The sequence below is a fragment of the Pseudomonas sp. PDM05 genome (assembly GCF_014851685.1).
In the GTDB taxonomy this organism is placed as follows: domain Bacteria; phylum Pseudomonadota; class Gammaproteobacteria; order Pseudomonadales; family Pseudomonadaceae; genus Aquipseudomonas.
Genome location: NZ_JACVAC010000001.1, coordinates 176,667 through 200,672 on the forward strand (window position 1 = coordinate 176,667; position 24,006 = coordinate 200,672).

Genomic DNA, 24,006 nt, shown 5'->3' on the forward strand with positions numbered 1-24,006 from the left:
TCGGTCTCTCGTTTATCAAAGTTTGGTCAAGGACAGGCCGGCCCAGGTGGCGAGCAGCCCGCCGAACACGCTGATACCCAGGTAACCGAAGGCTACCAGGGCCTGCCCGCTTTCCAGCAAGCGCAGCGTATCCAGTGAAAAGGATGAAAAGGTCGTCAGACCGCCTACAAAGCCGACAATCAAGCCGGCGCGAATTTCAATCGGTACTTCCGGGCGCAACAGGAACCAGCCGTACAACAGCCCGATAATCAAGCAGCCGACCAGATTGACCGCCAGGGTCGCCGCATAAAAATGCTTCGGCCAGTTGGCGCTGACCCAAGTGCTGGTGGCGAAACGCAATAATGTACCAGCGATGCCGGCTGCGGACACGGCAAGAATCGTCTTGAGCACTACTTTCTCCGCTGTTTGGGGCTGAGTCGATCAAGTTGGGCGAGGTGATTGAGCTTTTCCCCGATCTTCAGCTCCAGGCCACGGGGCACCGGCTGATAGAGCGCCAGCGGTTCAAGCGCGTCGGGGAAGTAATCTTCGCCGGCCGCATAGGCGTCTGGCTCATCATGGGCGTAGCGGTATTCATCACCGTAGCCCAATTGTTTCATCAGCTTGGTCGGCGCGTTGCGCAGGTGCAGCGGCACTTCCAGGGAGCCGTATTCGGCGGCGGCGCGCAGGGCGGACTTGAAGCCCATATACACCGCGTTGCTTTTTGGCGCACAGGCCAGGTAGGTGATGGCCTGGGCCACCGCCAGCTCGCCTTCCGGGCTGCCGAGGCGCTCCTGCACCTCCCACGCCGCCAGACACAAGCTCAGCGCCCGCGGGTCGGCGTTGCCGATGTCTTCACTGGCCATGCGCACGACGCGACGCGCGAGGTACAACGGGTCGCAACCACCGTCGATCATGCGCGCGAACCAGTACAGCGCACCGTCCGGGTTGGAACCGCGTACGGATTTATGCAGCGCGGAAATCTGGTCGTAGAACGCTTCACCGCCCTTATCGAAGCGTCGGCGCGTGTCGCCGAGCAGGCTTTGCAGCAGGTCGACGCCAATCTCGCTGCCGTCTTCGGCCAGGTCGGAGGCGTTTTCCAGCAGGTTGAGGAAACGGCGCCCATCACCATCGGCGGCAGTGAGCAGGATCTTGAAGCCTTCGTCGCTGACACTCAGCCGGCGCTTACCCAGGCCCTTGTCTTCGCTCAAGGCACGGTGCAGCAGCTTTTGCATCGCCGCTTCGTCCAGGCTCTTGAGCACATAGACCCGCGCCCGCGACAGCAAGGCATTGTTCAATTCGAATGAAGGGTTCTCGGTGGTGGCGCCGATAAAGATCAGCGTGCCGTCTTCCACATATGGCAGGAACGCGTCCTGCTGCGACTTGTTGAAGCGATGCACTTCGTCGACGAACAGGATGGTGCGCTTGCCGTATTGCCCGGCCTGCTGTTTGGCGACGTCGACGGCCTGGCGGATCTCCTTGACCCCGGCGAGTACCGCCGAGACCGTTTCGAAGTGCGCATCCGAGACTTTCGCCAGCAACCGCGCCAGGGTGGTCTTACCCACCCCTGGCGGGCCCCAGAAGATCATCGAATGCAGCGCACCTTGCTCCAGGGCTTCGCGCAGGGGCTTGCCGCGAGCGAGCAGGTGTTCCTGGCCGACGTACTCATCCAGGTTGGTCGAGCGCAAGCGCGCGGCCAGGGGTTGAGCAATCGGGTCACTTCGAAACAAGTCCATGGGCAGCGTTTGAAACCTCTGGGCAGATTATTCCTGGATCACGTCGGCACCCTTGGGGATGTCGAACTTGAACTTGGATGCGGCGACCGGCTCGTTGGCCTTGACCCCGGAGAACAGGATGTCGGTGCGCTGGCCGACGCTGTCGATCAGACGCATGTTGTTGATCACGCCGTTGCCGAACGACAGGTGCAGGCTGTCGAACAGCGTGTCCTTGGATTTTGGCTTGAGGGTGAACTCGATCACGTTGCTGGTCTGCTTGGAGGTGATCTCGAAGCTGTCGCTGATCTTCGACACATCGCCCGACAACAGCAGCGCCGGGGTCTGGTTCAGGCGCGGGTCGAGCTTCTTGATGGTTACCTGCTCCAGGTCCGGGTCCCACAGGGTGACTTTCTGGCCGTCGGAGACAATGGTCTGCTCGTTCGGCGCGTCGGTTTTCCAGAAGAACAGGCCAGGACGCTGCACGGCCATTTCGCCAGCGGTTTCCTGCAATTGGGTGCCGCCGCCGTCCAGGGTCAGCTGGGAGAAACGCGCGGTCAGGGTCTTGGATTTGTCCAACAGGTTGGTCAGGCTGGCGACCGAGGCCGGATCGGCGTGCGCCGAAACAGCAGTCAGGGCCAGTGCCGGCAACAACAGCATGCGGATAAGACGCATGGGAGTCCTCATTGAGTAGTCAGGGCGCGCCGTGTGCTGCCACACGGCACGGGATCAGTCGCGCATCTGCCCGGGGGCGATGATTTCACGCGAGCCGTTAGTGTTCATCGCGGTCACGACGCCGGCCATTTCCATGGCTTCGATCATGCGGGCGGCGCGGTTGTAGCCGATTTTCAATTTACGCTGCACGGCAGAAATGGAGGCGCGGCGGCTTTCCAGTACAAAGGCCACGGCTTCGTCGTAGAGGGCGTCGGTTTCCGCATCGTCGTCACCGCCACCGCCGCCGCTCTCGAAGCCGCTGCCGGCTTCTTCGACGCCGTTGAGGATGTCGTCGTTGTATTCCGGGGCGCCACGCAGTTTCCAGGCTTCCACCACACGGTGCACTTCATCATCGGAGACAAAGGCGCCGTGTACACGGATCGGCAGACTGGTGCCCGGTGGCATGTAGAGCATGTCACCGTGGCCCAGCAGTTGTTCGGCGCCACCCTGGTCGATGATGGTCCGCGAGTCGATCTTGCTCGATACCTGGAACGCCATGCGCGTCGGGATGTTGGCCTTGATCAGACCGGTGATCACATCCACCGACGGACGCTGGGTTGCAAGGATCAAGTGAATACCGGCCGCACGGGCTTTCTGGGCGATACGGGCGATGAGTTCTTCAACTTTCTTGCCGACGATCATCATCATGTCGGCAAATTCGTCGACCACCACCACGATGGTCGGCAGCTTGGTCAGCAGCGGTGCTTCGTCGTGGATGCTTTCGCGCTTGTACAGCGGGTCGGCCAGCGGAGTGCCGGCGTCCTGGGCTTCCTTGACCTTGGCGTTGAAGCCCGACAGGTTACGCACGCCCATCTTCGCCATCAGCTTGTAGCGGCGCTCCATCTCGGCGACGCTCCAGCGCAGGGCATTGGCGGCGTCCTTCATGTCGGTGACAACCGGGCACAGCAGGTGCGGGATGCCCTCGTAGATCGACAACTCCAACATCTTCGGGTCGATCATGATCAGCTTGGCGTCATCCGGGCCGGACTTGAACAGGATCGACAGGATCATCGCGTTCACACCCACCGACTTACCCGAGCCGGTAGTACCGGCGACCAGCAGGTGCGGCATCTTCGCCAGGTCGGTGATCACCGGCTTGCCGCCGATGTCGTGGCCCAGGGCCAGGGTGACCGGCGACTTGAAGTTGTCGTATTCCGGCGTCGACAGCACTTCGGAGAAGCGCACGATCTGGCGGTCTTCGTTGGGAATCTCGATACCCACGGTGGTCTTGCCGGGAATCACCTCCACCACGCGGACGCTGGTCACGGCCAGGGAACGGGCCAGGTCTTTCGCCAGGTTGGAGATGCGGCTGACCTTGACGCCAGCGGCCGGCTGAATTTCGTAACGGGTAATGACGGGGCCGGGGTGGATCGAGTCCACCGTCACTTCGACGCCGAATTCCTTCAGTTTGATTTCCAGCAGATGGCCGACAGCAGCCAGCGACTCCGGGGAATAGTTGAGCTGTTTCTTTTCGGCCGGGTCGAGGATCGAGATCGGCGGCAAGGTGCCTTCGACGGCGCTGTCGACAAACAGCGGCGCCTGTTTCTCTTTCTGTACACGAGCGCTCGGCTCGGGGGCCTTGGTCGGCACTGGAGCGATCACCGGCGGCACCTGCTTCTCGCGGTCCGACATGTGCTTGCTCAGGGCCTGTTCGCGCTCGATCAGGCGTTCCTTGACCTTGGCCTGCTCGCGGCGGTCAGGCGTGCTTGGCGCCACCACTTCGTTGACGCGTGTGTCCACCTCACGCAACTGGGCCACCATGCGCTTGCGCTCGACCCGGGCAGCCCACCAGCGATTGGCGGCGCCCTGGAACAGCTCCAGCAGGTCGAGAGTGATCTTGCCGGTCACATCCATCACCTTGAACCACGACAGGTCGGTGAACACCGTGAGGCCGAACAGAAACAGTGCGATAAACATCAGGGTGCTGCCCTGGATATTCAGGGTCTTGCGCGCCAGGTCACCGAGGCTTTCGCCCAGCGCCCCGCCCGCGCCCGCCGGCAGGCCGGTAGGCGCATGGAAATGGATATGCGCCAGCGCCGCGCCGGACAGCACCAGGAACACCAGGCCGATCAGGCGCCAGGAGAACAGCCAGCCGCTCCACTGCCACGGCTCGTGGCGCTGGCGGAAGATCTGCCAGGTCTTGATCGCCAGCAGCAATGGGAAGATATACGCGAAGTAACCCAGCACCATGAACAGGATGTCGGCGCTGTAGGAGCCGGCAGGTCCGCCGAAGTTCTGCACGTCGTCGATCTTGCTGTTGTGGCTCCAGCCCGGATCGTCCTTGCCATAGGTGAGCAAGGCCATCATCAGGAACAGGCACAGCGCGCCGATAGCGATCAGCGCGCCTTCCTTGAGGCGGTAATGCAGGTGCTGGCGCCAGGCCGGCACGACTGCTGCTTTGGGTGTTGCGGCGGATTTCTTCAAAACGGGTCTTTTCCTGCGCCTTTGGCGCGTCCATCTATTGAATGACTGCAACTACTGCCCAATCCGAGCAGCTGAAAAATGAACGAACGTCGTTGATTCTACGTTTAACACTGGGTGATGGATCGATGAAACGGCGATAACGCCACAATGGCCGCATTGTACGGGTTTGTGTCCCCGATGCCACGCCCTTGCCCTTCCCCCAGCAGCATAGACAATTGAAGTGTCACATCAGGGTCAATTTGAGCATGCATTGTCTTTGCTGACAAAGGCTTATGGGTTGTTTTTACCAATCAGCGCAAGCTTGGCAAATGGCCTGCATGGCGCCGACCCGATTACGACCACATCCCCGGCAGAGAGTTGCAGAAACACCTGCTCACGCTAATCCCGACCGCCACCCGATTCGGGCTGGCCCTGGGGCGCTGCGTCGACAATAATCACCGCCACGTGCGGCAGGTTTCATACCTGCCACTCCCCTCCCCTTCCATAAGCCTGGATGTCATGCTGACCTGGTTGCAACGCGATTCCCTGACTTTCCCGCCATTGGCCAAGGCCATGCGCGAACCCAATGGCCTGCTGGCCGCCGGTGGAGACTTGTCGGCCGAACGGCTGGTGCAGGCCTATCGGCACGGTTGTTTTCCGTGGTTTTCGGATGGCCAGCCGATTCTCTGGTGGTCGCCGGACCCGCGCACGGTGATTTTCCCTGAAGAGCTGCATGTATCCCGCAGCCTGGGCAAACTGCTGCGCCAACAACGTTACACAGTGACCTTCGACCAGGACTTCGCCGCCGTGATCCAGGCCTGCGCGGCGCCGCGCGCCTATGCCGATGGCACCTGGATCACCCAAGGCATCCAGAGCGCCTACCTGGAGCTGCACAGGCGCGGTTACGCGCACTCGGTCGAGGTGTGGGACGCTGGCGAACTGGTGGGCGGCCTGTACGGCCTGGCGATGGGGCAACTGTTCTTTGGCGAGTCCATGTTCAGTCGCGCCGACAATGCATCGAAGTTTGGCTTCGCCACGCTTACCCGGCAATTGCAGGCTTGGGGCTTTGTACTGATCGACTGCCAGATGCCCAACGATCACCTGCACAGCCTGGGCGCCCGCGCCATACCGCGCAGTGAGTTCGCAGATTTCCTGCGCAACCACTTGGACCAACCCAACAGCGGACCCTGGGTGGTTTCCTAGGCGACTTTCGCGCACGTGGCTTACACTTGTTTCAAAGGCTATCCCGAGGGTTGATCATGACCGAGCTGGCACGCTTGAAGTTCTATGCCACTCAAGCCCACTCTTGCAGCTACCTGCCCAACGAGCAGGCTACCACTCTGTTCCTCGACCCCAGTCAGCCGATGGACGTGCACGTGTACGCCGACCTTTCGGAAATGGGGTTTCGCCGCAGCGGTGATCATCTGTACCGCCCCCATTGCCAGAACTGCAATGCCTGCGTACCTGCACGCATTCCTGTGGGGCAGTTTTTGCCGGATCGCAATCAGAAGCGCATCCTCAAGCGCAATGCCGACCTGACGGTCACAGCGACCAAGCCGCGTTTCAGTGAAGAGTATTTTGATCTTTACCAACGCTACATCGAACAACGCCATGCCGACGGCGACATGTTTCCGCCCAGCCGCGACCAGTTTTCCACGTTCCTGGTGCGCGACCTGCCGTTTTCGCGTTTCTACGAGTTCCGCCTCGACGGCCAGCTGCTGGCTGTCGCCGTGACCGACCTGCTGCCTAACGGCCTCTCGGCGGTCTACACCTTCTACGAGCCGGCAGAAGAGCGCCGCAGCCTGGGGCGCTTTGCAATCCTGTGGCAAATCGGCGAAGCCCTGCGCCTGGAACTGGAGGCGGTGTACCTCGGTTACTGGATCAAAAACTGCAAAAAGATGAACTACAAGACCCAATATCGCCCCATAGAACTGCTGATTAATCAAAGATGGGTCACGCTTAACTAGAACCCCTTGGCTTAAACACCCTTTTTCGGGCACAATGCACGCCGCTTTTGCCTGGCGCAGTTGCACCGGGCCATTCACTGGATACCGAGGGCTTTACTGCATGTCGAAAGAAGACAGCTTCGAAATGGAAGGCACTGTCGTCGACACCCTGCCCAACACCATGTTTCGTGTGGAGTTGGAAAATGGGCACGTCGTAACCGCGCATATCTCCGGCAAGATGCGCAAGAACTACATTCGTATTCTTACCGGTGACAAAGTGCGCGTCGAGCTGACGCCCTATGACTTGAGCAAAGGGCGCATCACTTACCGCGCTCGCTAAGCAAGTCAATACAAAACGCCCGGTTATGCCGGGCGTTTTTGTGTGCGAGCGGGCTTGCTCGCGAATGCGGCGGATCAGCCAATGAATCTGTTGACTGACACTGCGCATTCGCGAGCAAGCCCGTTCCCACATTTGCTCCTCATGGTTTTCAAGACAGCAAAAAGGCGCCTTTCGGCGCCTTTTTGTTTTATTGCAGCTATCGATCAGGCCATTTCAGCCGTGGTTTCGAACTCGAAGGTCAGCTCGCCATCCTTCAAGTCGATGTGCACCACACCGCCGTGGTCGGACAGTTCGCCGAACAGGATCTCTTCGGCCAACGGCCGTTTGATCTTGTCCTGGATCAGACGCGCCATCGGGCGTGCGCCCATTGCCGCGTCGTAGCCACCTTCGGCCAGCCAACTGCGCGCCGCATCGGTCACTTCCAACTGCACGCGCTTGTCTTCCAACTGCGCCTGCAACTCGGTAAGGAACTTGTCCACCACGCTTTTGATGACCTCGTGACTGAGGCGACCAAACTGGATAATGGTGTCCAGGCGGTTGCGGAACTCCGGCGTGAAGCTCTTCTTGATCACTTCCATCGCATCGGAAGAGTGATCCTGATGGCTGAAGCCGATCGAAGCCCGCGCGGCCGTTTCAGCACCGGCGTTGGTGGTCATGATCACGATCACGTTGCGGAAATCCGCCTTGCGCCCGTTGTTGTCGGTCAGGGTCCCGTGGTCCATGACCTGCAACAGCAGGTTGAAGACTTCCGGGTGGGCCTTTTCGATTTCATCGAGCAGCAATACGCAATGCGGTTGCTTGGTGATCGCTTCGGTCAACAGGCCGCCCTGGTCGAACCCGACATAACCCGGCGGTGCACCGATCAAGCGCGACACGGTGTGACGCTCCATGTATTCGGACATGTCGAAACGCACCAGCTCGATCCCCATGGCCTTGGCCAACTGCCGCGCCGCTTCGGTCTTGCCGACGCCGGTAGGGCCGGCGAACAGGAACGAGCCAACCGGCTTGTCCGGCGACTTGAGGCCCGCACGGGACAACTTGATCGCCGTGGACAGCGCGTCAATGGCAGCATCCTGGCCAAACACAGTGAGCTTGAGGTCGCGCTCCAGGTTACGCAGCAGCTCCTTGTCGGAACTGTTGACGTGCTTAGGCGGAATCCGCGCGATTTTCGCGACGATGTCCTCAACCTGAGCCACATCAATGCGCTTCACACGTTTCTCGACCGGTTGCAGGCGCTGATAGGCACCCGCCTCGTCGATCACATCGATAGCCTTGTCCGGCATGTGCCGATCATTGATGTAGCGCGACGCCAGTTCGGCCGCCGCACGCAGCGCCTCATCGGTGTATTCGATGCCGTGGTGCGCCTCGAAACGCCCCTTGAGCCCGCGCAGGATGCCAATGGTGTCTTCAACCGAAGGCTCGGACACGTCGACTTTCTGGAAGCGACGCGCCAGGGCGCGGTCTTTTTCGAAGATGCCGCGGAATTCCTGGAAGGTGGTCGAGCCGATGCAACGGATATCACCCGAGGACAGCAGCGGCTTGAGCAGGTTGGAGGCATCCATCACGCCACCCGACGCCGCACCGGCACCAATGATGGTGTGGATCTCATCGATGAACAGGATCGCTTGCGGGCGTTTCTTCAGTTCGCCGAGCAATGCCTTGAAACGCTTCTCGAAATCGCCACGGTACTTGGTCCCGGCGAGCAATGCGCCCAGGTCCAGGGAGTAGACGACGCTATTGGCCAGCAGGTCCGGCACCTGGTTATCGACGATACGCTTGGCCAGGCCCTCGGCAATCGCGGTTTTACCCACGCCCGCCTCGCCCACCAGCAACGGATTGTTCTTGCGACGACGCGCGAGGATCTGCGCTACGCGCTCGACTTCAAGCTCACGCCCCACCAGCGGATCGATCCGCCCCTGGCGCGCCAGTTCGTTGAGATTGCTGGCATAGGCATCCAGTGGATTGCCCGAAGAAGAAGACTCACCGCCCTCGTCGTCCTGCATATCCTGCTCACCCTCGGAATGATCGCCGTGCCCAGGCACCTTGGAGATACCGTGGGCGATGTAGTTGACGACATCAATACGGGCAACGCTCTGCTGCTTGAGCAGGAACACTGCCTGGCTTTCCTGTTCGCTGAAGATCGCCACAAGCACATTGGCGCCCGTGACCTCACGCTTACCGGAGCTCTGCACGTGGAAAACCGCACGCTGAAGCACCCGCTGGAAGCCCAGGGTCGGCTGGGTTTCACGGTCTTCATCGTGGACTGGAATAAGTGGCGTTGTGGAGTCGATAAACTCCTGCAGGTCATGCTTGAGTTTGTCGAGGTTGGCGCCGCACGCACGCAAGACGGTGGCGGCAGCTTCGTTATCCAAAAGTGCCAGCAGCAGGTGTTCGACGGTCATGAATTCATGACGTTTCGAACGAGCCTCCTTGAAGGCAAGATTGAGGGTGACTTCGAGCTCGCGGTTTAACATAGCTTCACCTCATACCCAAGTGGTCGGCGTTAACCGTCCTTCTCGATTTCACAGAGTAGCGGATGCTGGCTTTCCCTGGCGTACTGGTTGACCTGCATGGCCTTTGTCTCGGCGATGTCGCGGGTAAACACTCCACATACTGCCCGTCCTTCTGTATGAACGGCCAGCATTACCTTGGTCGCCAACTCGCGGTTCAGGTTAAAAAACACCTCGAGCACTTCGACGACGAAATCCATCGGTGTGTAGTCATCATTGAACAAAACCACCTTGTACATCGGCGGCGCCTGTAGAGCAGGCTTGGCCTCCTGAACAGCAATGCCTGCAGAACCGTCGTCGTCATGTTCCTGATCCGGGCGATCCTGATTGAATGTTAGTCGAATCTGGCTGTTTGCATGCATGGAAAGAAAGGTTCGTCAGTGGTTCAAATACAGTGGTGGGGGCGACCTGTCAGAATTTCAACTCTGACCGACTGGTCGCCTTGACTATCGGCAAATCGGTGTTACAACCAATAGAACCCACAGTGGGTAAAAAAGGTCCGCGCAGTCAACCTTATTTATTCGGGTTAGGACGGATAAACTGGATGATACTCCAGTGATGGAGTCTGGTGCAGAGGGATATGGAGATGGCAAGCGGTAAGGTCAAGTGGTTCAACAATGCCAAGGGATACGGCTTCGTCAACGAAGAGGGCAAGAGTGACGATCTTTTTGCCCATTACTCAGCAATCACCATGGAAGGTTATAAAACGCTGAAAGCCGGCCAACCTGTGAGTTTTGACATAATTCAAGGACCTAAAGGGCTGCACGCCGTAAACATCTCTGCGGTTACGGCGGATACCCCTGCAAAACCTGCAACAACCACGGCTCATAAAGAAAAGAAATTAACGGCCTAACCGCCACTGAGCCTGGAGGTTGCAGTAAAAAAAACGGCCATCCCACTCAAACCGGGATGGCCGTTTTTTGTATGCCAGCCTTTTACATATGCGAAATCAACGCATCGCCAAAGCCCGACGACGACACCAACTTCGCCCCTTCCATCAAGCGCTCGAAATCATAGGTCACAGTCTTGGCCGAAATCGCACCATTGGTCCCCTTGATGATCAGGTCTGCCGCTTCCGTCCAGCCCATGTGGCGCAACATCATTTCCGCCGACAGGATCAGCGACCCCGGGTTGACCTGATCCTTGCCCGCGTACTTGGGCGCGGTGCCGTGGGTGGCTTCGAACATCGCCACGGTATCGGACAGGTTGGCGCCCGGCGCAATACCGATACCGCCCACCTCTGCCGCCAGGGCGTCGGACAAGTAATCGCCGTTCAGGTTAAGCGTGGCAATCACATCGTACTCAGCCGGGCGCAGCAGGATCTGCTGAAGCATGGCGTCGGCAATGGCATCTTTAACCACGACATTCTTGCCAGTCTTTGGATTCTTGAACTGCATCCACGGGCCGCCATCGAGCAGCGTGGCACCAAACTCCTCAGCTGCCACTTCATAGGCCCACTCCTTGAAGGCCCCCTCGGTGAACTTCATGATGTTGCCTTTATGCACGATGGTCAGGGAGTCGCGGTCGTTATCCACGACATACTGAAGCGCTTTACGCGCCAGACGCTTGGTGCCCTCTTTGGACACCGGCTTCACACCGATCCCGCAATCCTGGTCGAAACGGATCTTGGTAACGCCCATTTCCTCCTTGAGGAACTTGATGACCTTGATCGCTTCCGGAGAACCGGCCTTCCACTCGATACCGGCGTAAATGTCCTCGGAGTTCTCGCGGAAGATGGTCATATCCACATCTCCCGGCTTCTTGACCGGGCTCGGCACGCCTTCGAACCAGCGCACCGGACGCAGGCACACATACAGGTCGAGCTGTTGGCGCAAGGCCACGTTCAGCGAACGGATGCCACCGCCGACCGGCGTGGTCAACGGCCCCTTGATGGAAACCACGTAATCCTTGACCGCATCCAGGGTCTCCTGGGGCAGCCAGGTGTCCTGGTCGTAGACTTGAGTCGCCTTCTCGCCGGCATAAACCTCCATCCACGAGATCTTGCGCTTGCCGCCGTAGGCCTTTTCAACAGCTGCGTCGACCACCTTGATCATCACCGGGCTGATGTCGACGCCGATACCATCACCCTCGATAAAAGGGATGATCGGGTTATTAGGAACATTGAGAGAATGGTCTGCATTGACGGTGATTTTGTCGCCGACGGCTGGAACCTGAATCTTCTTGTATCCCATGCTGAACTCCATCTTTGGATTGAACATCTGGCTGCGCTCGAGCCTACTCCAGATACATGACGACTGAAACCTCACGCCACGGTCATTTGCGTCGAAAACAGCACATTTAGTCGTCTACAAGCCTGAAATCTAAGGCAAATTCGCCAATCTTGAGCACGCCATACGACTTTGGGCGCAATGGGGTACCTGCGACCTTTAGACCAATGGACGACACACCTTTTGTATGAAGGCTCGGCGTAAGCATAGCGACCTATGTATAATGCCGCCGCTGACCCAAGAGTCACGACGGCGGACCGCTCTAGAACACAGCCTTCCGCTACAAAGCAGGACTATTACAATAGCCCACCCGCTTGACGCTCGACTGATGCAACCCAACATCACCGCGAAGAAACCTCGACATTTCGCTCATGGATGACTTTGAACGAACGCGCTCCACCCGGCGCATCTCGAGTTTCTGCGCACGCTTTCAGCAAAGAAGAGAGTTAATCCGAATATGCCCACCCGCTCGAAGATCATCTACACCTTCACCGACGAAGCCCCGGCCCTCGCCACCTATTCACTGCTGCCTATCGTAGAGGCCTTCACCGCTTCCGCTGATATTGCCGTGGAAACCCGCGACATCTCCCTCGCCGCGCGCATCCTCGCAAGCTTCCCCGAGCAATTGGGCGCCAAGGCCATCCCGGACCACCTCGCCGAACTGGGCGACCTGGCCGTTACGCCTGAAGCCAACATCATCAAGCTGCCTAACATCAGCGCCTCGACCCCGCAGCTGCAAGCCGCGATCAAGGAACTGCAGGCCCAGGGCTACGCCCTGCCGGACTACCCGGAAACCGTAACCACCGACGCGGAAAAAGAAACCCGCGCACGTTACGACAAGGTCAAGGGCAGCGCCGTGAACCCGGTACTGCGCGAAGGCAACTCCGACCGCCGCGCACCGCTGTCGGTCAAGAACTACGCACGCAAGCACCCGCACAAAATGGGCGCCTGGGCTGCCGACTCCAAGTCGCACGTTGCCCACATGAACAGTGGCGACTTCTACGGCAGCGAAAAAGCCGTACAGATCGAAGGCGCCGATGCTGTCAAAATCGAGCTGATCGCCCAGGACGGCACCGCCACTGTCCTGAAGGAAAAGACTTCGGTACAGGCCGGCGAAATCATCGACAGCGCCGTATTGAGCAAGAATGCACTGCGTTCGTTCATCGCCGCTGAAATCGAAGACGCCAAGAAACAAGGCGTGCTGCTGTCGGTCCACCTCAAAGCCACCATGATGAAGGTCTCCGACCCGATCATGTTCGGCCAGATCGTTGCCGAGTTCTATAAAGACGCCCTGGCCAAGCACGCCACCGTGCTGGAACAGATCGGCTTCAACCTGAACAACGGCATCGGCGACCTGTACGCTCGCATCAAGGCCCTGCCGGCCGACCAGCAGGCGCAGATCGAAGCTGACATCCAGGCGGTCTATGCCGCTCGCCCTTCCCTGGCGATGGTCAACTCCGACAAAGGCATCACCAACCTGCACGTGCCGAGCGACGTGATCGTCGACGCCTCGATGCCAGCCATGATCCGTGACTCCGGCAAAATGTGGGGCACCGACGGCCAGCTGCACGACACCAAGGCCGTGATCCCGGATCGCTGCTACGCCACCATCTACCAGGCCGTCATCGAAGACTGCAAGGCCCATGGCGCTTTCGACCCGACCACCATGGGCAGCGTGCCAAACGTTGGCCTGATGGCGAAGAAAGCCGAAGAGTACGGCTCCCACGACAAGACCTTCCAGATCAAGGCCGACGGCGTAGTCCGCGTCACCGACAGCAAGGGCAACCTGCTGATGGAACAGAAAGTCGAAGCCGGCGACATCTTCCGCATGTGCCAGACCAAAGACGCGCCGATCCAGGACTGGGTCAAACTGGCCGTCAACCGCGCCCGCGCCAGCGCCACTCCAGCGATCTTCTGGCTGGACCCACAGCGCGCGCACGACGGCGCCGTGATCGAAAAAGTCCAGACCTACCTGAAAGACCACAACACCGAAGGCCTGGACATCCGCATCATGTCGCCGGTCGACGCGATGAAGTTCACCCTGGAGCGCACCCGCAAGGGCCTGGACACCATCTCGGTGACCGGCAACGTGCTGCGCGACTACCTGACCGACCTGTTCCCGATCATGGAACTGGGCACCAGCGCCAAGATGCTGTCCATCGTGCCACTGATGAACGGTGGCGGCCTGTTCGAAACCGGCGCCGGCGGCTCGGCCCCGAAACACGTGCAACAGCTGGTGGAAGAAAACTTCCTGCGCTGGGATTCCCTGGGTGAGTTCCTGGCCCTGGCGGCCTCCCTTGAGCATTTGGGTGTGACGTACAACAACCCGAAAGCCCTGGTACTGTCCAAGACCCTGGACCAGGCCACCGGCCAGTTCCTCGACAACAACAAGTCGCCATCGCGCAAAGTCGGCAACATCGACAACCGCGGCAGCCACTTCTACCTGGCACTGTACTGGGCTCAAGCCCTGGCAGCCCAGACCGAAGACACCGCACTGCAAGCGCAGTTCGGCGAACTGGCCAAGACCCTGACCGAGAACGAAGCGACCATCGTTGCCGAGCTCAACGCCGTACAGGGCAAGCCAGTGGACATCGGCGGCTACTACGCGCCGAGCCCGGAACTGACCAGCAAGGCCATGCGCCCAAGCAACACCCTCAACGCGGCGATTGCCAAGTTGAAGTAAGGTTGTAAGGATGCAAAGAAGCCCCGGCCCAGCGCCGGGGTTTCTGTTTGCGGACACCCCCGATTGCATTGAAGAAACCCAATCCAATGTGGGAGCTGGCTTGCCTGCGATAGCTGTCTGCCCACTGAGACAGCTGTAGCTGACCCACCGCCATCACAGGCAAGCCAGCTCCCACATTGACCAGGTTTCTCCGGCCACATCATCCTTGAGACTCGCTTATGACCTGGCAACCCCACATCACCGTCGCCACCATCGTCGAAGACAACGGCCGTTTCCTTATGGTCGAAGAACTCAAAAACGGCCGCGCCGTGCTCAACCAACCCGCCGGCCATCTCGACCCGCACGAAACCCTCACCGAAGCCGCTGTGCGCGAAACCCTCGAAGAAACCGGCTGGGATGTCGAAGCCACCGGCATCGTCGGCATCTACCTGTACACCGCGCCGAGCAACGGCGTGACCTATCAGCGGGTTTGCTTCATCGCCAAGGCTCTCAAACACCACCCCGACTACCCACTCGACGAAGGCATCCTGCGTGCCCGCTGGCTGAGCCGTGACGACCTGCTGGCCGTGCGCGACGACTGGCGCAGCGAGCTGATCATCCGCTGTATTGATGATTATCTGGCCGGCCAGCGTCACAGTCTCGAATTGATCCGCCCTTCTCTTTAGCCTTGAAGGCCCGAGCCTGATAGAATCGCGTCCTTTTTCAAGACACCCGTTGAAACCCTATGCGTGATCCAGCCCCTTCTGACACACAAAAGAAGCGCGTCATCGTCGGCATGTCCGGCGGCGTGGATTCTTCCGTTTCCGCCGTTCTGCTCATGGAGCAGGGTTATGAGGTGGAAGGCCTGTTCATGAAGAACTGGGAAGAAGACGATGGAACGGAATATTGCACCGCCATGGACGACCTGGCGGACGCCCAGGCCGTGTGCGACAAGATCGGCATCAAGCTGCACACCGCCAACTTCGCCGCCGAGTACTGGGACAACGTGTTCGAGCACTTCCTGGCTGAATACAAGGCCGGTCGCACGCCGAACCCGGACATCCTGTGCAACCGCGAAATCAAGTTCAAGGCGTTCCTCGACTACGCCATGATGCTTGGCGCCGATCTGATTGCCACTGGCCACTACGTGCGCCGCCGCGATGTCGACGGCCGCACCGAACTGCTCAAGGGCCTGGACCCAAACAAGGACCAGAGCTACTTCCTGCACGCCGTCGGCGGCGAACAGATCGCCAAGACCCTGTTCCCGGTGGGTGAGCTGGAAAAGCCCGAAGTGCGCAAGATCGCCGAGCAACACGGCCTGGCCACCGCCAAGAAGAAGGATTCCACCGGGATCTGCTTTATCGGCGAGCGCCGCTTCAGTGACTTCCTCAAGCAATACCTGCCAGCACAACCTGGCGAAATCAAAACCACCGACGGTGAAGTGATCGGCCGCCACCACGGCCTGATGTACCACACCATCGGCCAGCGCCAGGGCCTGGGCATCGGCGGCCTGAAAGACGCCGGCGAAGAGCCGTGGTACGTGCTGATCAAAGACCTGGAGCACAACGAGCTGATCGTGGGCCAGGGCAATGAACATCCATTGCTGTTCTCCGGCGCCCTGCTCGCTTCGGAAATCTACTGGGTCAACCCGATCGACCTGAGCACCCCACGCCGCCTGACCGCCAAAGTGCGCTATCGCCAGAGCGACCAGCCATGCACCCTGGAAAAAACCGCTACAGGCTACCGCGCAACCTTCGATGACCCGCAGCGCGCGGTCACTCCAGGCCAATCCGTGGTGTTCTATGACGGCGAAATCTGCCTGGGCGGCGGCGTGATTGAAATCGCCGAAGCCTGGAGCCAAAAGGCATGAGCCCGACCCAGGAGCAATTGACGGCACTGGGCGGGGTTTTCCTCGCCGCTGTATTGGTGGACAAGATCGCCAAGACCGGCCAGGTCACCGAGGCCGGCCTGACCTGCATGCTCGGCAGCCTGCTGATCCGCGACCCCAAGGACACCCTGGAAGTCTACGGTGGCGACGACCTGGCACTGCGCGAAGGATATCGCGCGCTGATCGGCGCCCTGGAACGCGACCCCAGCACCCTGCAGCGCGAACCGTTGCGCTACGCCCTGTCGATGCTCGGGCTGGAGCGTCAACTGGCCAAGCGCGAGGATATGCTGGAGATCATCGGCAAGCGCCTGCCGCAGATTCAGTCCCAGGTGGAACACTTCGGCCCCGCCCACGAAAACGTGATCGCGGCCTGTGGTGCGCTGTACCAGGACACCTTGAGCACCTTGCGCCAGCGGATCCAGGTGCACGGCGACATGCGCAACCTGCAACAACCGAACAACGCCTCGAAAATCCGCGCCCTGCTCCTGGCCGGTATTCGTTCGGCGCGACTGTGGCGCCAGTTGGGCGGTCATCGTTGGCAGTTGGTCATCAGCCGTCGCAAATTGCTCAAAGAGCTTTACCCGTTGATGCGCAACGAATAAGTCGCAGCAACAAGCGTTTTTCAAGCCGTTACGCGTAATACGCCGGTCAGTTGGCGACGGACCGGCGGATTTTTTCATGTATGATACGCGCCCCATTTCGTTGCCCGACTGTCCGAGAACACCCCATGCAGCTCTCTTCGCTCACTGCGGTTTCCCCTGTTGACGGCCGCTACGCCGGCAAAACCCAGGCCCTGCGCCCTATTTTCAGCGAATACGGCTTGATCCGTGCTCGCGTCCTGGTTGAAGTGCGCTGGCTCCAGCGCCTGGCCGCTCACCCTGCCATCAGCGAAGTGCCGGCGTTCTCCGCCGAAGCCAACGCTGTATTGAACACCCTGGCGGAAAACTTCTCCCTGGAGCACGCCGAGCGTGTGAAAGAGATCGAGCGCACCACCAACCACGACGTAAAAGCCATCGAATACCTGCTCAAAGAGCAAGCGGCCAAGCTGCCAGAGCTGGCCCAGGTCAGCGAGTTCATCCACTTTGCCTGCACCAGCGAGGACATCAACAACCTGTCCCACGCACTGATGCTGCGCGAGGGCCGTGATGACGTGATGCTGCCGCTGATGCGCCAGACCGCCAATGCCATCCGTGAGCTGGCGATCCGCTTCGCCGACGTGCCGATGCTGTCGCGCACCCACGGCCAGCCGGCTTCGCCGACGACCCTGGGTAAAGAACTGGCCAACGTGGTGTACCGCCTGGAGCGTCAGATCGCTCAGGTCGCAGCCGTGCCGTTGCTGGGCAAGATCAACGGCGCCGTAGGCAACTACAACGCCCACCTCTCGGCCTACCCGGAGATCGACTGGGAAGCCAACGCCCGCGCCTTCATCGAAGATGAGCTGGGCCTGGGTTTCAACCCGTACACCACGCAGATCGAACCGCACGACTACATTGCCGAGCTGTTCGACGCGATCGCGCGCTTCAACACCATCCTGATCGACTTCGATCGCGACATCTGGGGCTACATTTCCCTGGGTTACTTCAAGCAGCGCACCATTGCCGGTGAAATCGGTTCGTCGACCATGCCGCACAAGGTCAACCCGATCGACTTCGAAAACTCCGAAGGCAACCTCGGCATCGCCAACGCCCTGTTCCAGCACCTGGCCAGCAAGTTGCCGATATCCCGCTGGCAGCGCGACCTGACCGACTCCACCGTACTGCGCAACCTCGGTGTGGGCTTCGCTCACAGCGTGATCGCGTACGAAGCCAGCCTCAAAGGCATCAGCAAACTGGAACTCAACGAGCAGAAAATCGCCGCTGACCTGGATGCCTGCTGGGAAGTGCTGGCCGAGCCGATCCAGACCGTGATGCGCCGTTACAACATCGAAAACCCGTACGAGAAGCTGAAAGAGTTGACGCGTGGCAAGGGCATCAGCCCTGAAGCGCTGCAAACTTTCATCGACGGCCTGGACATGCCAGCCGCCGCCAAGGCCGAGCTGAAACTGCTCACCCCGGCCAACTACATCGGCAACGCTGTAGAGCAAGCCAAGCGCATCTGATCATCGCAAGACCCTTTGAGACGCCCGGCCGCGCCGGGCGTTTTTATTCCAGTCTGAAAAGTGCTTTATTTCAATAGGTTACACATGAATCCTGACATCCCTCTTCAACTTCTGGGCGGCATCACGGCACGGGAATTCCTGCGCGATTACTGGCAGAAAAAGCCGCTGCTGATCCGCCAGGCCATCCCTGACTTCGAAAGCCCGATCGACGCCGACGAACTGGCCGGCCTGGCCCTTGAAGAAGAAGTCGAGTCGCGCCTGGTGATCGAACACGGCGAGCGTCCGTGGGAGCTGCGTCGCGGCCCGTTCGCCGAAGATGCCTTCAGCACCCTGCCCGAGCGCGAGTGGACCCTGCTGGTGCAAGCGGTTGACCAGTTCGTACCGGAAGTCGCCGAGCTGCTGGAGCAGTTCCGCTTCCTGCCAAGCTGGCGCATCGACGACGTGATGATCAGCTTCGCCGCGCCGGGTGGCAGCGTCGGCCCGCACTTCGACAACTACGACGTGTTCCTGCTGCAAGCCCAGGGCAAGCGCAACTGGAAGATCGGCCAGATGTGCAGCTCCGAAAGTCCGCTGCTGCAGCACGCCGACCTGCGCATCCTCGCCGAATTCGAAGAAAGCGCCGAGTGGGTGCTGGAGCCGGGCGATATGCTCTACCTGCCACCGCGCCTGGCGCACTTCGGCATCGCCGAAGATGACTGCATGACCTACTCAGTCGGCTTCCGCGCACCAAGTGCCGCCGAAGTGCTGACCCACTTCACCGACTTCCTCGCCCAATACCTGACCGACGAAGAGCGCTACACCGACGCCGATGCCCAGCCGGTCAGCGATCCGCACCAGATCCAGAGCGACGCCCTCGACCGCCTGAAAAGCCTGCTGGCCGAGCACATGAGTGATGAGCGCATGCTGCTGACCTGGTTCGGCCAGTTCATGACCGAGCCGCGCTACCCTGAACTGGTTGCCGGTGAGGAACTGGGCGAAGAAGACTTCATCAGCGCCCTGCAAGACGGTGCGATCCTGGTGCGCAACCCGAGCGCGCGCATGGCCTGGTCGGAAGTGGACGACGATGTACTGCTGTTCGCCAGCGGCCAGAGCCGTTACCTGCCGGGCAAACTGCGCGAGCTGCTGAAACTGGTGTGCTCCGCCGACGCCCTGCACGCCGAGAACCTCGGCCCATGGCTGGCCGACGAAGACGGCCGCGATCTGCTGTGCGAACTGGTCAAGCAAGGAAGCCTGGGGTTTGCCGATGAATAAGATTCACGTAAGTGTCGCGGACTGGCAAAAGGACATCGCTGAGATACGGCGCATTCGTGAAGCGGTATTTATCGCTGAGCAATCGGTTCCACCTGAGCTGGAATGGGACGCGGACGACGCTGATGCGGTGCATTTCCTCGCATTTGAAGGCGACTTTCCGATTGGCACCGCTCGCCTGCTGCCCAGCGGCGAGATTGGCCGCGTCTCGGTACTCAAGGACTGGCGCGGGCTGAAAGTCGGCGACAAGCTGATGGAAGCGGTGATCGGCGAAGCCGAGAAACGTGGCCAGACCAAGCAGTTCCTCAGTGCGCAGGTGTATGCGGCGCCGTTTTACGAGCGGCTGGGCTTCAAGATCGTCAGTGACGAGTTTCTTGAAGTCGGGATTCCGCATGTGGATATGGTGCGCGAGGGCTGACTCCAGACCGCGCCGCCTGCATCGCAGGCAAGCCAGCCCCCACATTTGACCGAGGCCTCCCCTTGGAATGCGGCCAAAATGTGCGAGCGGGCTTGCTCGCGAAAGCGATATCAGCCGCACTACAAATGCCCTGCACTGCCAGGGCATTTTGCCGTCTACGATTCAACAAGCCCCCCATCCAGCCGACAAACTGGCACTATCCAGCCTAAATGACTCGCAGAGATAACGGACATGTCCCTACGCACCCTGCTCACCGCCCTGCTCCTGACCGCCAGCGTCACGGCCATGGCCGACACCGAAGTCGTCAACCTGAGCAACCGTACCAGCGCCGACCTGCTGCCAGTGGCGCAGAATTTCATTGGCAAGGACGGCACCGTGAGCGCCTACGGTAACCAACTGATCGTCAAGGCAGACCCCGCCAAGATCCAGGACCTGCGCGCCCTGCTCTCGCAGCTCGACACCCCGGCCAAGCGCCTGCTGATCACCGTCGACACCAACGAGAACAACCAGCAGAGCGGCGACAACCAGACCCGCATCATCAGCTACGGCACCGCCAGCCGTGAAGGCGGCGTGCAGCAGATCCAAGCCAGCGAAGGTGTACCCGCACTGATCCAGGTCGGCCAGAGCGTTCCGCTGACCACGACCCAGCCGGATGCCTATGGCCGCCCGCAAAACCAGACCCAATACCGCAACGTAACCCAGGGATTCTACGTGACCGCCAGCGTCACCGGCGACACCGTGCACCTGGCAATCAGTACCAACCGTGACCGCATGAGCCAGGAACGTCCCGATGTAGTGAACGTACAAAGTACCGACACAACTGTCAGCGGGCGCCTGGGTGAGTGGATCACCCTGGCCGGCATCAACCGCGAGACCCAGGCCGACAAATCCTCCACAACCCGCACCTACTCTACTCGGGGCCGCGATGACCTGACTTTGCGGGTCAAGGTCGACACCCTGAACTGAAGCACCAAAAACTGACTGATGAGTCGTCTTAGACTAAAGATGTAGTGCTTGAAAAATAGCACTACAAAACATTTGACGATCCAAAAAAGCATGGGCATGATGGCCTCGCTCCCGCTAATCAGGGGCCCTGGCAAGGGCCTTCGGATCGCGCTCCAAGCTACCCACCCGAGCCGATTCGTGTCTGTACCGCCCACAAGGTGTGTTTGACGAGGTTGCGACTGGAACGAAGTTGTCCCGAGGGACGGAAGCCAACCAGGTAACCCGGCAATACACTGATGGATCGTACAAAGGCCCACGACGCCCGAAGACCGCCCGCAGTTCGCCTCTACCTGCTCAACTCCTCCTTGAGTCAATCGTTCATCCCGTCGCATTCCCCCGCCAGACCCGACATGACCGCCTAGGCTTCTGGTCAGCGAGCAGCCCTGCCCATGCATTGAATGCACGGCTGGAAAACGGATCTTCTAAACAAGACGCGACGAGGTTTACTCCCATGGCACTGACACGCGAACAGCAAATTGCAGCCCTCGAAAAAGACTGGGCTGAAAACCCACGCTGGAAAGGCGTGACCCGCGCTTATTCCGCTGCTGACGTCGTCCGCCTGCGTGGCTCGGTTCAACCTGAGCACACCTTTGCAAAACTCGGCGCCGAGAAGCTGTGGAACCTGGTCACCCAAGGGGCCAAGCCTTCCTTCCGTCCCGACAAAGATTTCGTCAACTGCATGGGCGCCCTCACTGGCGGCCAGGCAGTCCAACAGGTAAAAGCCGGTATCCAGGCGATCTACCTGTCCGGCTGGCAAGTGGCAGCGGACAACAACTCCGCTGAATCCATGTACCCCGACCAATCGCTGTACCCGGTGGACTCGGTTCCAACCGTGGTCAAGCGCATCAACAACTCGTTCCGTCGTGCCGACCAGATCCAGTGGAAAGCCGGCAAGAACCCGGGCGACGCAGGCTACATCGACTACTTCGCACCTATCGTGGCTGACGCAGAAGCCGGCTTCGGCGGCGTACTGAACGCCTACGAGCTGATGAAGAGCATGATCGAGGCTGGCGCTGCGGGCGTGCACTTCGAAGACCAACTGGCTTCGGTGAAGAAATGCGGCCACATGGGCGGCAAGGTACTGGTCCCAACCCAGGAAGCCGTACAGAAGCTGACCGCTGCCCGTCTGGCGGCTGACGTTGCCGGCACGCCAACCATCATCCTGGCGCGTACCGACGCCAACGCGGCTGACTTGCTGACCTCGGATTGCGACCCGTACGACAAGCCGTTCGTCACCGGCGAACGTACCCAGGAAGGCTTCTACAAAGTCCGCGCTGGCCTGGACCAAGCCATTGCCCGTGGCCTGGCCTACGCTCCGTATGCCGACCTGATCTGGTGCGAAACCGCCAAGCCGGACCTGGACGAAGCCCGTCGCTTCGCTGAAGCGATCAAGAAGGAATACCCGGACCAACTGCTGTCCTACAACTGCTCGCCTTCTTTCAACTGGAAGAAGAACCTGGACGACGCGACCATCGCCAAGTTCCAGCGCGAACTGTCCGCCATGGGCTACAAGCACCAGTTCATCACCCTGGCCGGCATCCACAACATGTGGCACAGCATGTTCAACCTGGCGCACGACTACGCCCGCAACGACATGACTGCCTACGTGAAGCTGCAGGAGCAGGAATTCGCTGACGCCGCCAAGGGTTACACTTTCGTGGCGCACCAGCAGGAAGTGGGCACCGGCTACTTCGACGACATGACCACCGTGATCCAGGGCGGCACCTCGTCCGTGACCGCACTGACCGGCTCGACCGAAGAAGAGCAGTTCCACTAAGCACCGCGTACACGGCCACTGCAGCCCGAAGTAAGACCTAACCGCAGTGCCGCACAAAGATCACGCCCCGACCTGTTCGGGGCGTTTTTTTGCACAGCTGAAAATCCGACCGACACAACACCGATCAAAATGTGGGAGCTGGCTTGCCTGCGATGGCGGTACACCAACCACCGCATTCATTTGCTGACACACCGCCATCGCGGGCAAGCCCGCTCCCACAAGGGAAATGCATTCAGCCCGGAGATTTTCGGCAAAACATTGATCCAGAGCGGTATTTGCGCGCGAAAAAACGGTTAAAAGATCCCCGCCGACAACTAAGCGACAATCAAGCAAGTAACGCTAACTTTCCGCGCCGCACGAGAAACATTCGCTTAAACTCCACGCAAACAATATTCATTATCATTTGGCGCATAAAAACTTCGTTACAGGCTAAACAAAACACATTTGATAAAATGCCCGCTAATGCCCGCTACACAAGGGCTACAGCCCCATCGAGGTGCACTATGTCCTTATTCCATCGAATAATTTCGCCATAGGAATTTTACTTGCCCGGTGTTTAGCCATAAAATCACCGCGATTGATTGCAGTGCGACATATCGTCACTGCATCGTTACTTTTTCGAGCTCAGAGACCTTTGCTCTCTGTTAAGGATTTCCAGCATGACCGAAGCGACAGGACTCATGGCCCACAACTGGGGCTTTGCCATTTTCCTCCTCGGTGTTGTCGGCCTCTGCGCCTTCATGCTCGGCGTCTCCAGCCTCCTCGGGTCAAAAGCCTGGGGCCGCAGCAAGAATGAACCGTTCGAGTCCGGCATGCTGCCTACAGGTGGCGCCCGCTTGCGGCTCTCAGCCAAATTCTATCTGGTCGCGATGCTGTTCGTGATCTTCGATATCGAAGCCCTCTTTCTCTTTGCCTGGTCTGTGTCCGTCCGCGAAAGCGGCTGGACCGGATTCGTCGAAGCTCTCGTTTTCATAGCAATTCTGTTGGCAGGCCTTGTCTACCTATTCCGAGTGGGCGCCCTTGATTGGGCTCCGGAAGCTCGTCGTAAGCGGCAAGCGAAGCTGAAACAATGAGGCTTTGG

The 24,006-nt window shown here is 59.7% G+C and carries 21 protein-coding genes; 14 read left to right on the forward strand and 7 right to left on the reverse strand.

The genetic code is table 11. From position 1 onward, the window contains the following. Positions 1-15 precede the first annotated feature (15 nt). Genes crcB through IB241_RS00915 form a run of 4 tightly spaced genes read right to left on the reverse strand, consistent with a single transcriptional unit; the run spans position 16 to position 4,826 of the window. Positions 16-390, reverse strand: a complete 375-nt coding sequence (crcB, locus tag IB241_RS00900) for a fluoride efflux transporter CrcB (protein ID WP_065872076.1) — start codon at positions 388-390, stop codon at positions 16-18. Continuing rightward, the gene (locus tag IB241_RS00905; protein ID WP_192296549.1) at positions 390-1,712 is read right to left on the reverse strand and encodes a replication-associated recombination protein A; all 1,323 of its coding nucleotides are present in this window, start codon (positions 1,710-1,712) and stop codon (positions 390-392) included. Before IB241_RS00905 ends, crcB begins: the two co-directional genes overlap by 1 nt. Before the next feature lie 27 nt (positions 1,713-1,739). Next, positions 1,740-2,363 (reverse strand): outer membrane lipoprotein chaperone LolA, encoded by a 624-nt coding sequence (gene lolA / locus IB241_RS00910; RefSeq protein WP_192296550.1) that lies wholly within the window; start codon positions 2,361-2,363, stop codon positions 1,740-1,742. A 54-nt stretch (positions 2,364-2,417) separates the two neighbouring features. Next, positions 2,418-4,826 (reverse strand): DNA translocase FtsK, encoded by a 2,409-nt coding sequence (locus tag IB241_RS00915; protein ID WP_192296551.1) that lies wholly within the window; start codon positions 4,824-4,826, stop codon positions 2,418-2,420. 498 nt (positions 4,827-5,324) lie between these two features. Between IB241_RS00915 and aat the strand changes: the two genes are divergently transcribed. From aat to infA, 3 genes are all read left to right on the forward strand, one after another. Beyond that, positions 5,325-6,008 carry a leucyl/phenylalanyl-tRNA--protein transferase gene (gene aat, locus IB241_RS00920; RefSeq protein ID WP_192296552.1) on the forward strand — a complete coding sequence of 228 codons (684 nt, stop codon included), beginning with the start codon at positions 5,325-5,327 and terminating at the stop codon, positions 6,006-6,008. 56 nt (positions 6,009-6,064) lie between these two features. After that, positions 6,065-6,772, forward strand: coding sequence for an arginyltransferase (locus IB241_RS00925; protein WP_192296553.1), 708 nt, complete (start codon positions 6,065-6,067; stop codon positions 6,770-6,772). Positions 6,773-6,872: 100 nt separating this feature from the next. Further along, a complete protein-coding gene (gene infA / locus IB241_RS00930) occupies positions 6,873-7,091 on the forward strand; it encodes a translation initiation factor IF-1 (protein ID WP_002553999.1) in 219 nt (72 codons plus the stop codon). Positions 7,092-7,294: 203 nt separating this feature from the next. On the opposite strand, the gene clpA is transcribed toward infA, so the two are convergent. Then, positions 7,295-9,565 carry an ATP-dependent Clp protease ATP-binding subunit ClpA gene (gene clpA, locus IB241_RS00935; RefSeq protein ID WP_192296554.1) on the reverse strand — a complete coding sequence of 757 codons (2,271 nt, stop codon included), beginning with the start codon at positions 9,563-9,565 and terminating at the stop codon, positions 7,295-7,297. Between the two features lie 29 nt (positions 9,566-9,594). Continuing rightward, complete coding sequence (gene clpS, locus IB241_RS00940) at positions 9,595-9,963, reverse strand: ATP-dependent Clp protease adapter ClpS (protein WP_005789091.1); 369 nt, start codon at positions 9,961-9,963, stop codon at positions 9,595-9,597. A 218-nt stretch (positions 9,964-10,181) separates the two neighbouring features. Here clpS and cspD point away from each other — a divergent pair, with 218 nt between their 5' ends. Beyond that, entirely contained in the window at positions 10,182-10,454 is a 273-nt protein-coding gene (gene cspD, locus IB241_RS00945) for a cold shock domain-containing protein CspD (protein WP_305391087.1), read from the forward strand. Between the two features lie 82 nt (positions 10,455-10,536). On the opposite strand, the gene icd is transcribed toward cspD, so the two are convergent. Next, complete coding sequence (gene icd / locus IB241_RS00950) at positions 10,537-11,793, reverse strand: NADP-dependent isocitrate dehydrogenase (RefSeq protein WP_192296556.1); 1,257 nt, start codon at positions 11,791-11,793, stop codon at positions 10,537-10,539. Positions 11,794-12,286: 493 nt separating this feature from the next. On the opposite strand from icd, the gene IB241_RS00955 reads away from it, so the two are divergent. The 10 genes from IB241_RS00955 (at position 12,287) to IB241_RS01000 (ending at position 23,998) form a co-directional block, all read left to right on the forward strand. Then, positions 12,287-14,512, forward strand: coding sequence for an NADP-dependent isocitrate dehydrogenase (locus tag IB241_RS00955; protein WP_192296557.1), 2,226 nt, complete (start codon positions 12,287-12,289; stop codon positions 14,510-14,512). 218 nt (positions 14,513-14,730) lie between these two features. Further along, positions 14,731-15,177 carry an NUDIX hydrolase gene (locus tag IB241_RS00960; protein ID WP_192296558.1) on the forward strand — a complete coding sequence of 149 codons (447 nt, stop codon included), beginning with the start codon at positions 14,731-14,733 and terminating at the stop codon, positions 15,175-15,177. Between the two features lie 59 nt (positions 15,178-15,236). Further along, positions 15,237-16,361, forward strand: a complete 1,125-nt coding sequence (mnmA, locus tag IB241_RS00965; protein ID WP_192296559.1) for a tRNA 2-thiouridine(34) synthase MnmA — start codon at positions 15,237-15,239, stop codon at positions 16,359-16,361. After that, positions 16,358-16,981 carry a high frequency lysogenization protein HflD gene (gene hflD / locus IB241_RS00970; protein WP_176999529.1) on the forward strand — a complete coding sequence of 208 codons (624 nt, stop codon included), beginning with the start codon at positions 16,358-16,360 and terminating at the stop codon, positions 16,979-16,981. The genes mnmA and hflD overlap by 4 nt, the downstream gene beginning before the upstream one ends. A 125-nt stretch (positions 16,982-17,106) precedes the next feature. Then, positions 17,107-18,477, forward strand: a complete 1,371-nt coding sequence (gene purB, locus IB241_RS00975) for an adenylosuccinate lyase (protein ID WP_010209589.1) — start codon at positions 17,107-17,109, stop codon at positions 18,475-18,477. A gap of 84 nt (positions 18,478-18,561) precedes the next feature. After that, complete coding sequence (locus tag IB241_RS00980) at positions 18,562-19,728, forward strand: cupin domain-containing protein (protein ID WP_192296560.1); 1,167 nt, start codon at positions 18,562-18,564, stop codon at positions 19,726-19,728. Continuing rightward, positions 19,721-20,143, forward strand: coding sequence for a GNAT family N-acetyltransferase (locus tag IB241_RS00985; protein WP_192296561.1), 423 nt, complete (start codon positions 19,721-19,723; stop codon positions 20,141-20,143). Before IB241_RS00980 ends, IB241_RS00985 begins: the two co-directional genes overlap by 8 nt. A 231-nt stretch (positions 20,144-20,374) precedes the next feature. Continuing rightward, positions 20,375-21,109, forward strand: a complete 735-nt coding sequence (locus IB241_RS00990; protein WP_192296562.1) for a secretin N-terminal domain-containing protein — start codon at positions 20,375-20,377, stop codon at positions 21,107-21,109. A 490-nt stretch (positions 21,110-21,599) separates the two neighbouring features. After that, positions 21,600-22,925, forward strand: coding sequence for an isocitrate lyase (gene aceA, locus IB241_RS00995; RefSeq protein ID WP_192296563.1), 1,326 nt, complete (start codon positions 21,600-21,602; stop codon positions 22,923-22,925). A gap of 659 nt (positions 22,926-23,584) precedes the next feature. Next, on the forward strand, positions 23,585-23,998 hold the full coding sequence (locus IB241_RS01000) for an NADH-quinone oxidoreductase subunit A (RefSeq protein WP_003219575.1): 414 nt from the start codon (positions 23,585-23,587) through the stop codon (positions 23,996-23,998). Positions 23,999-24,006: the final 8 nt, after the last annotated feature.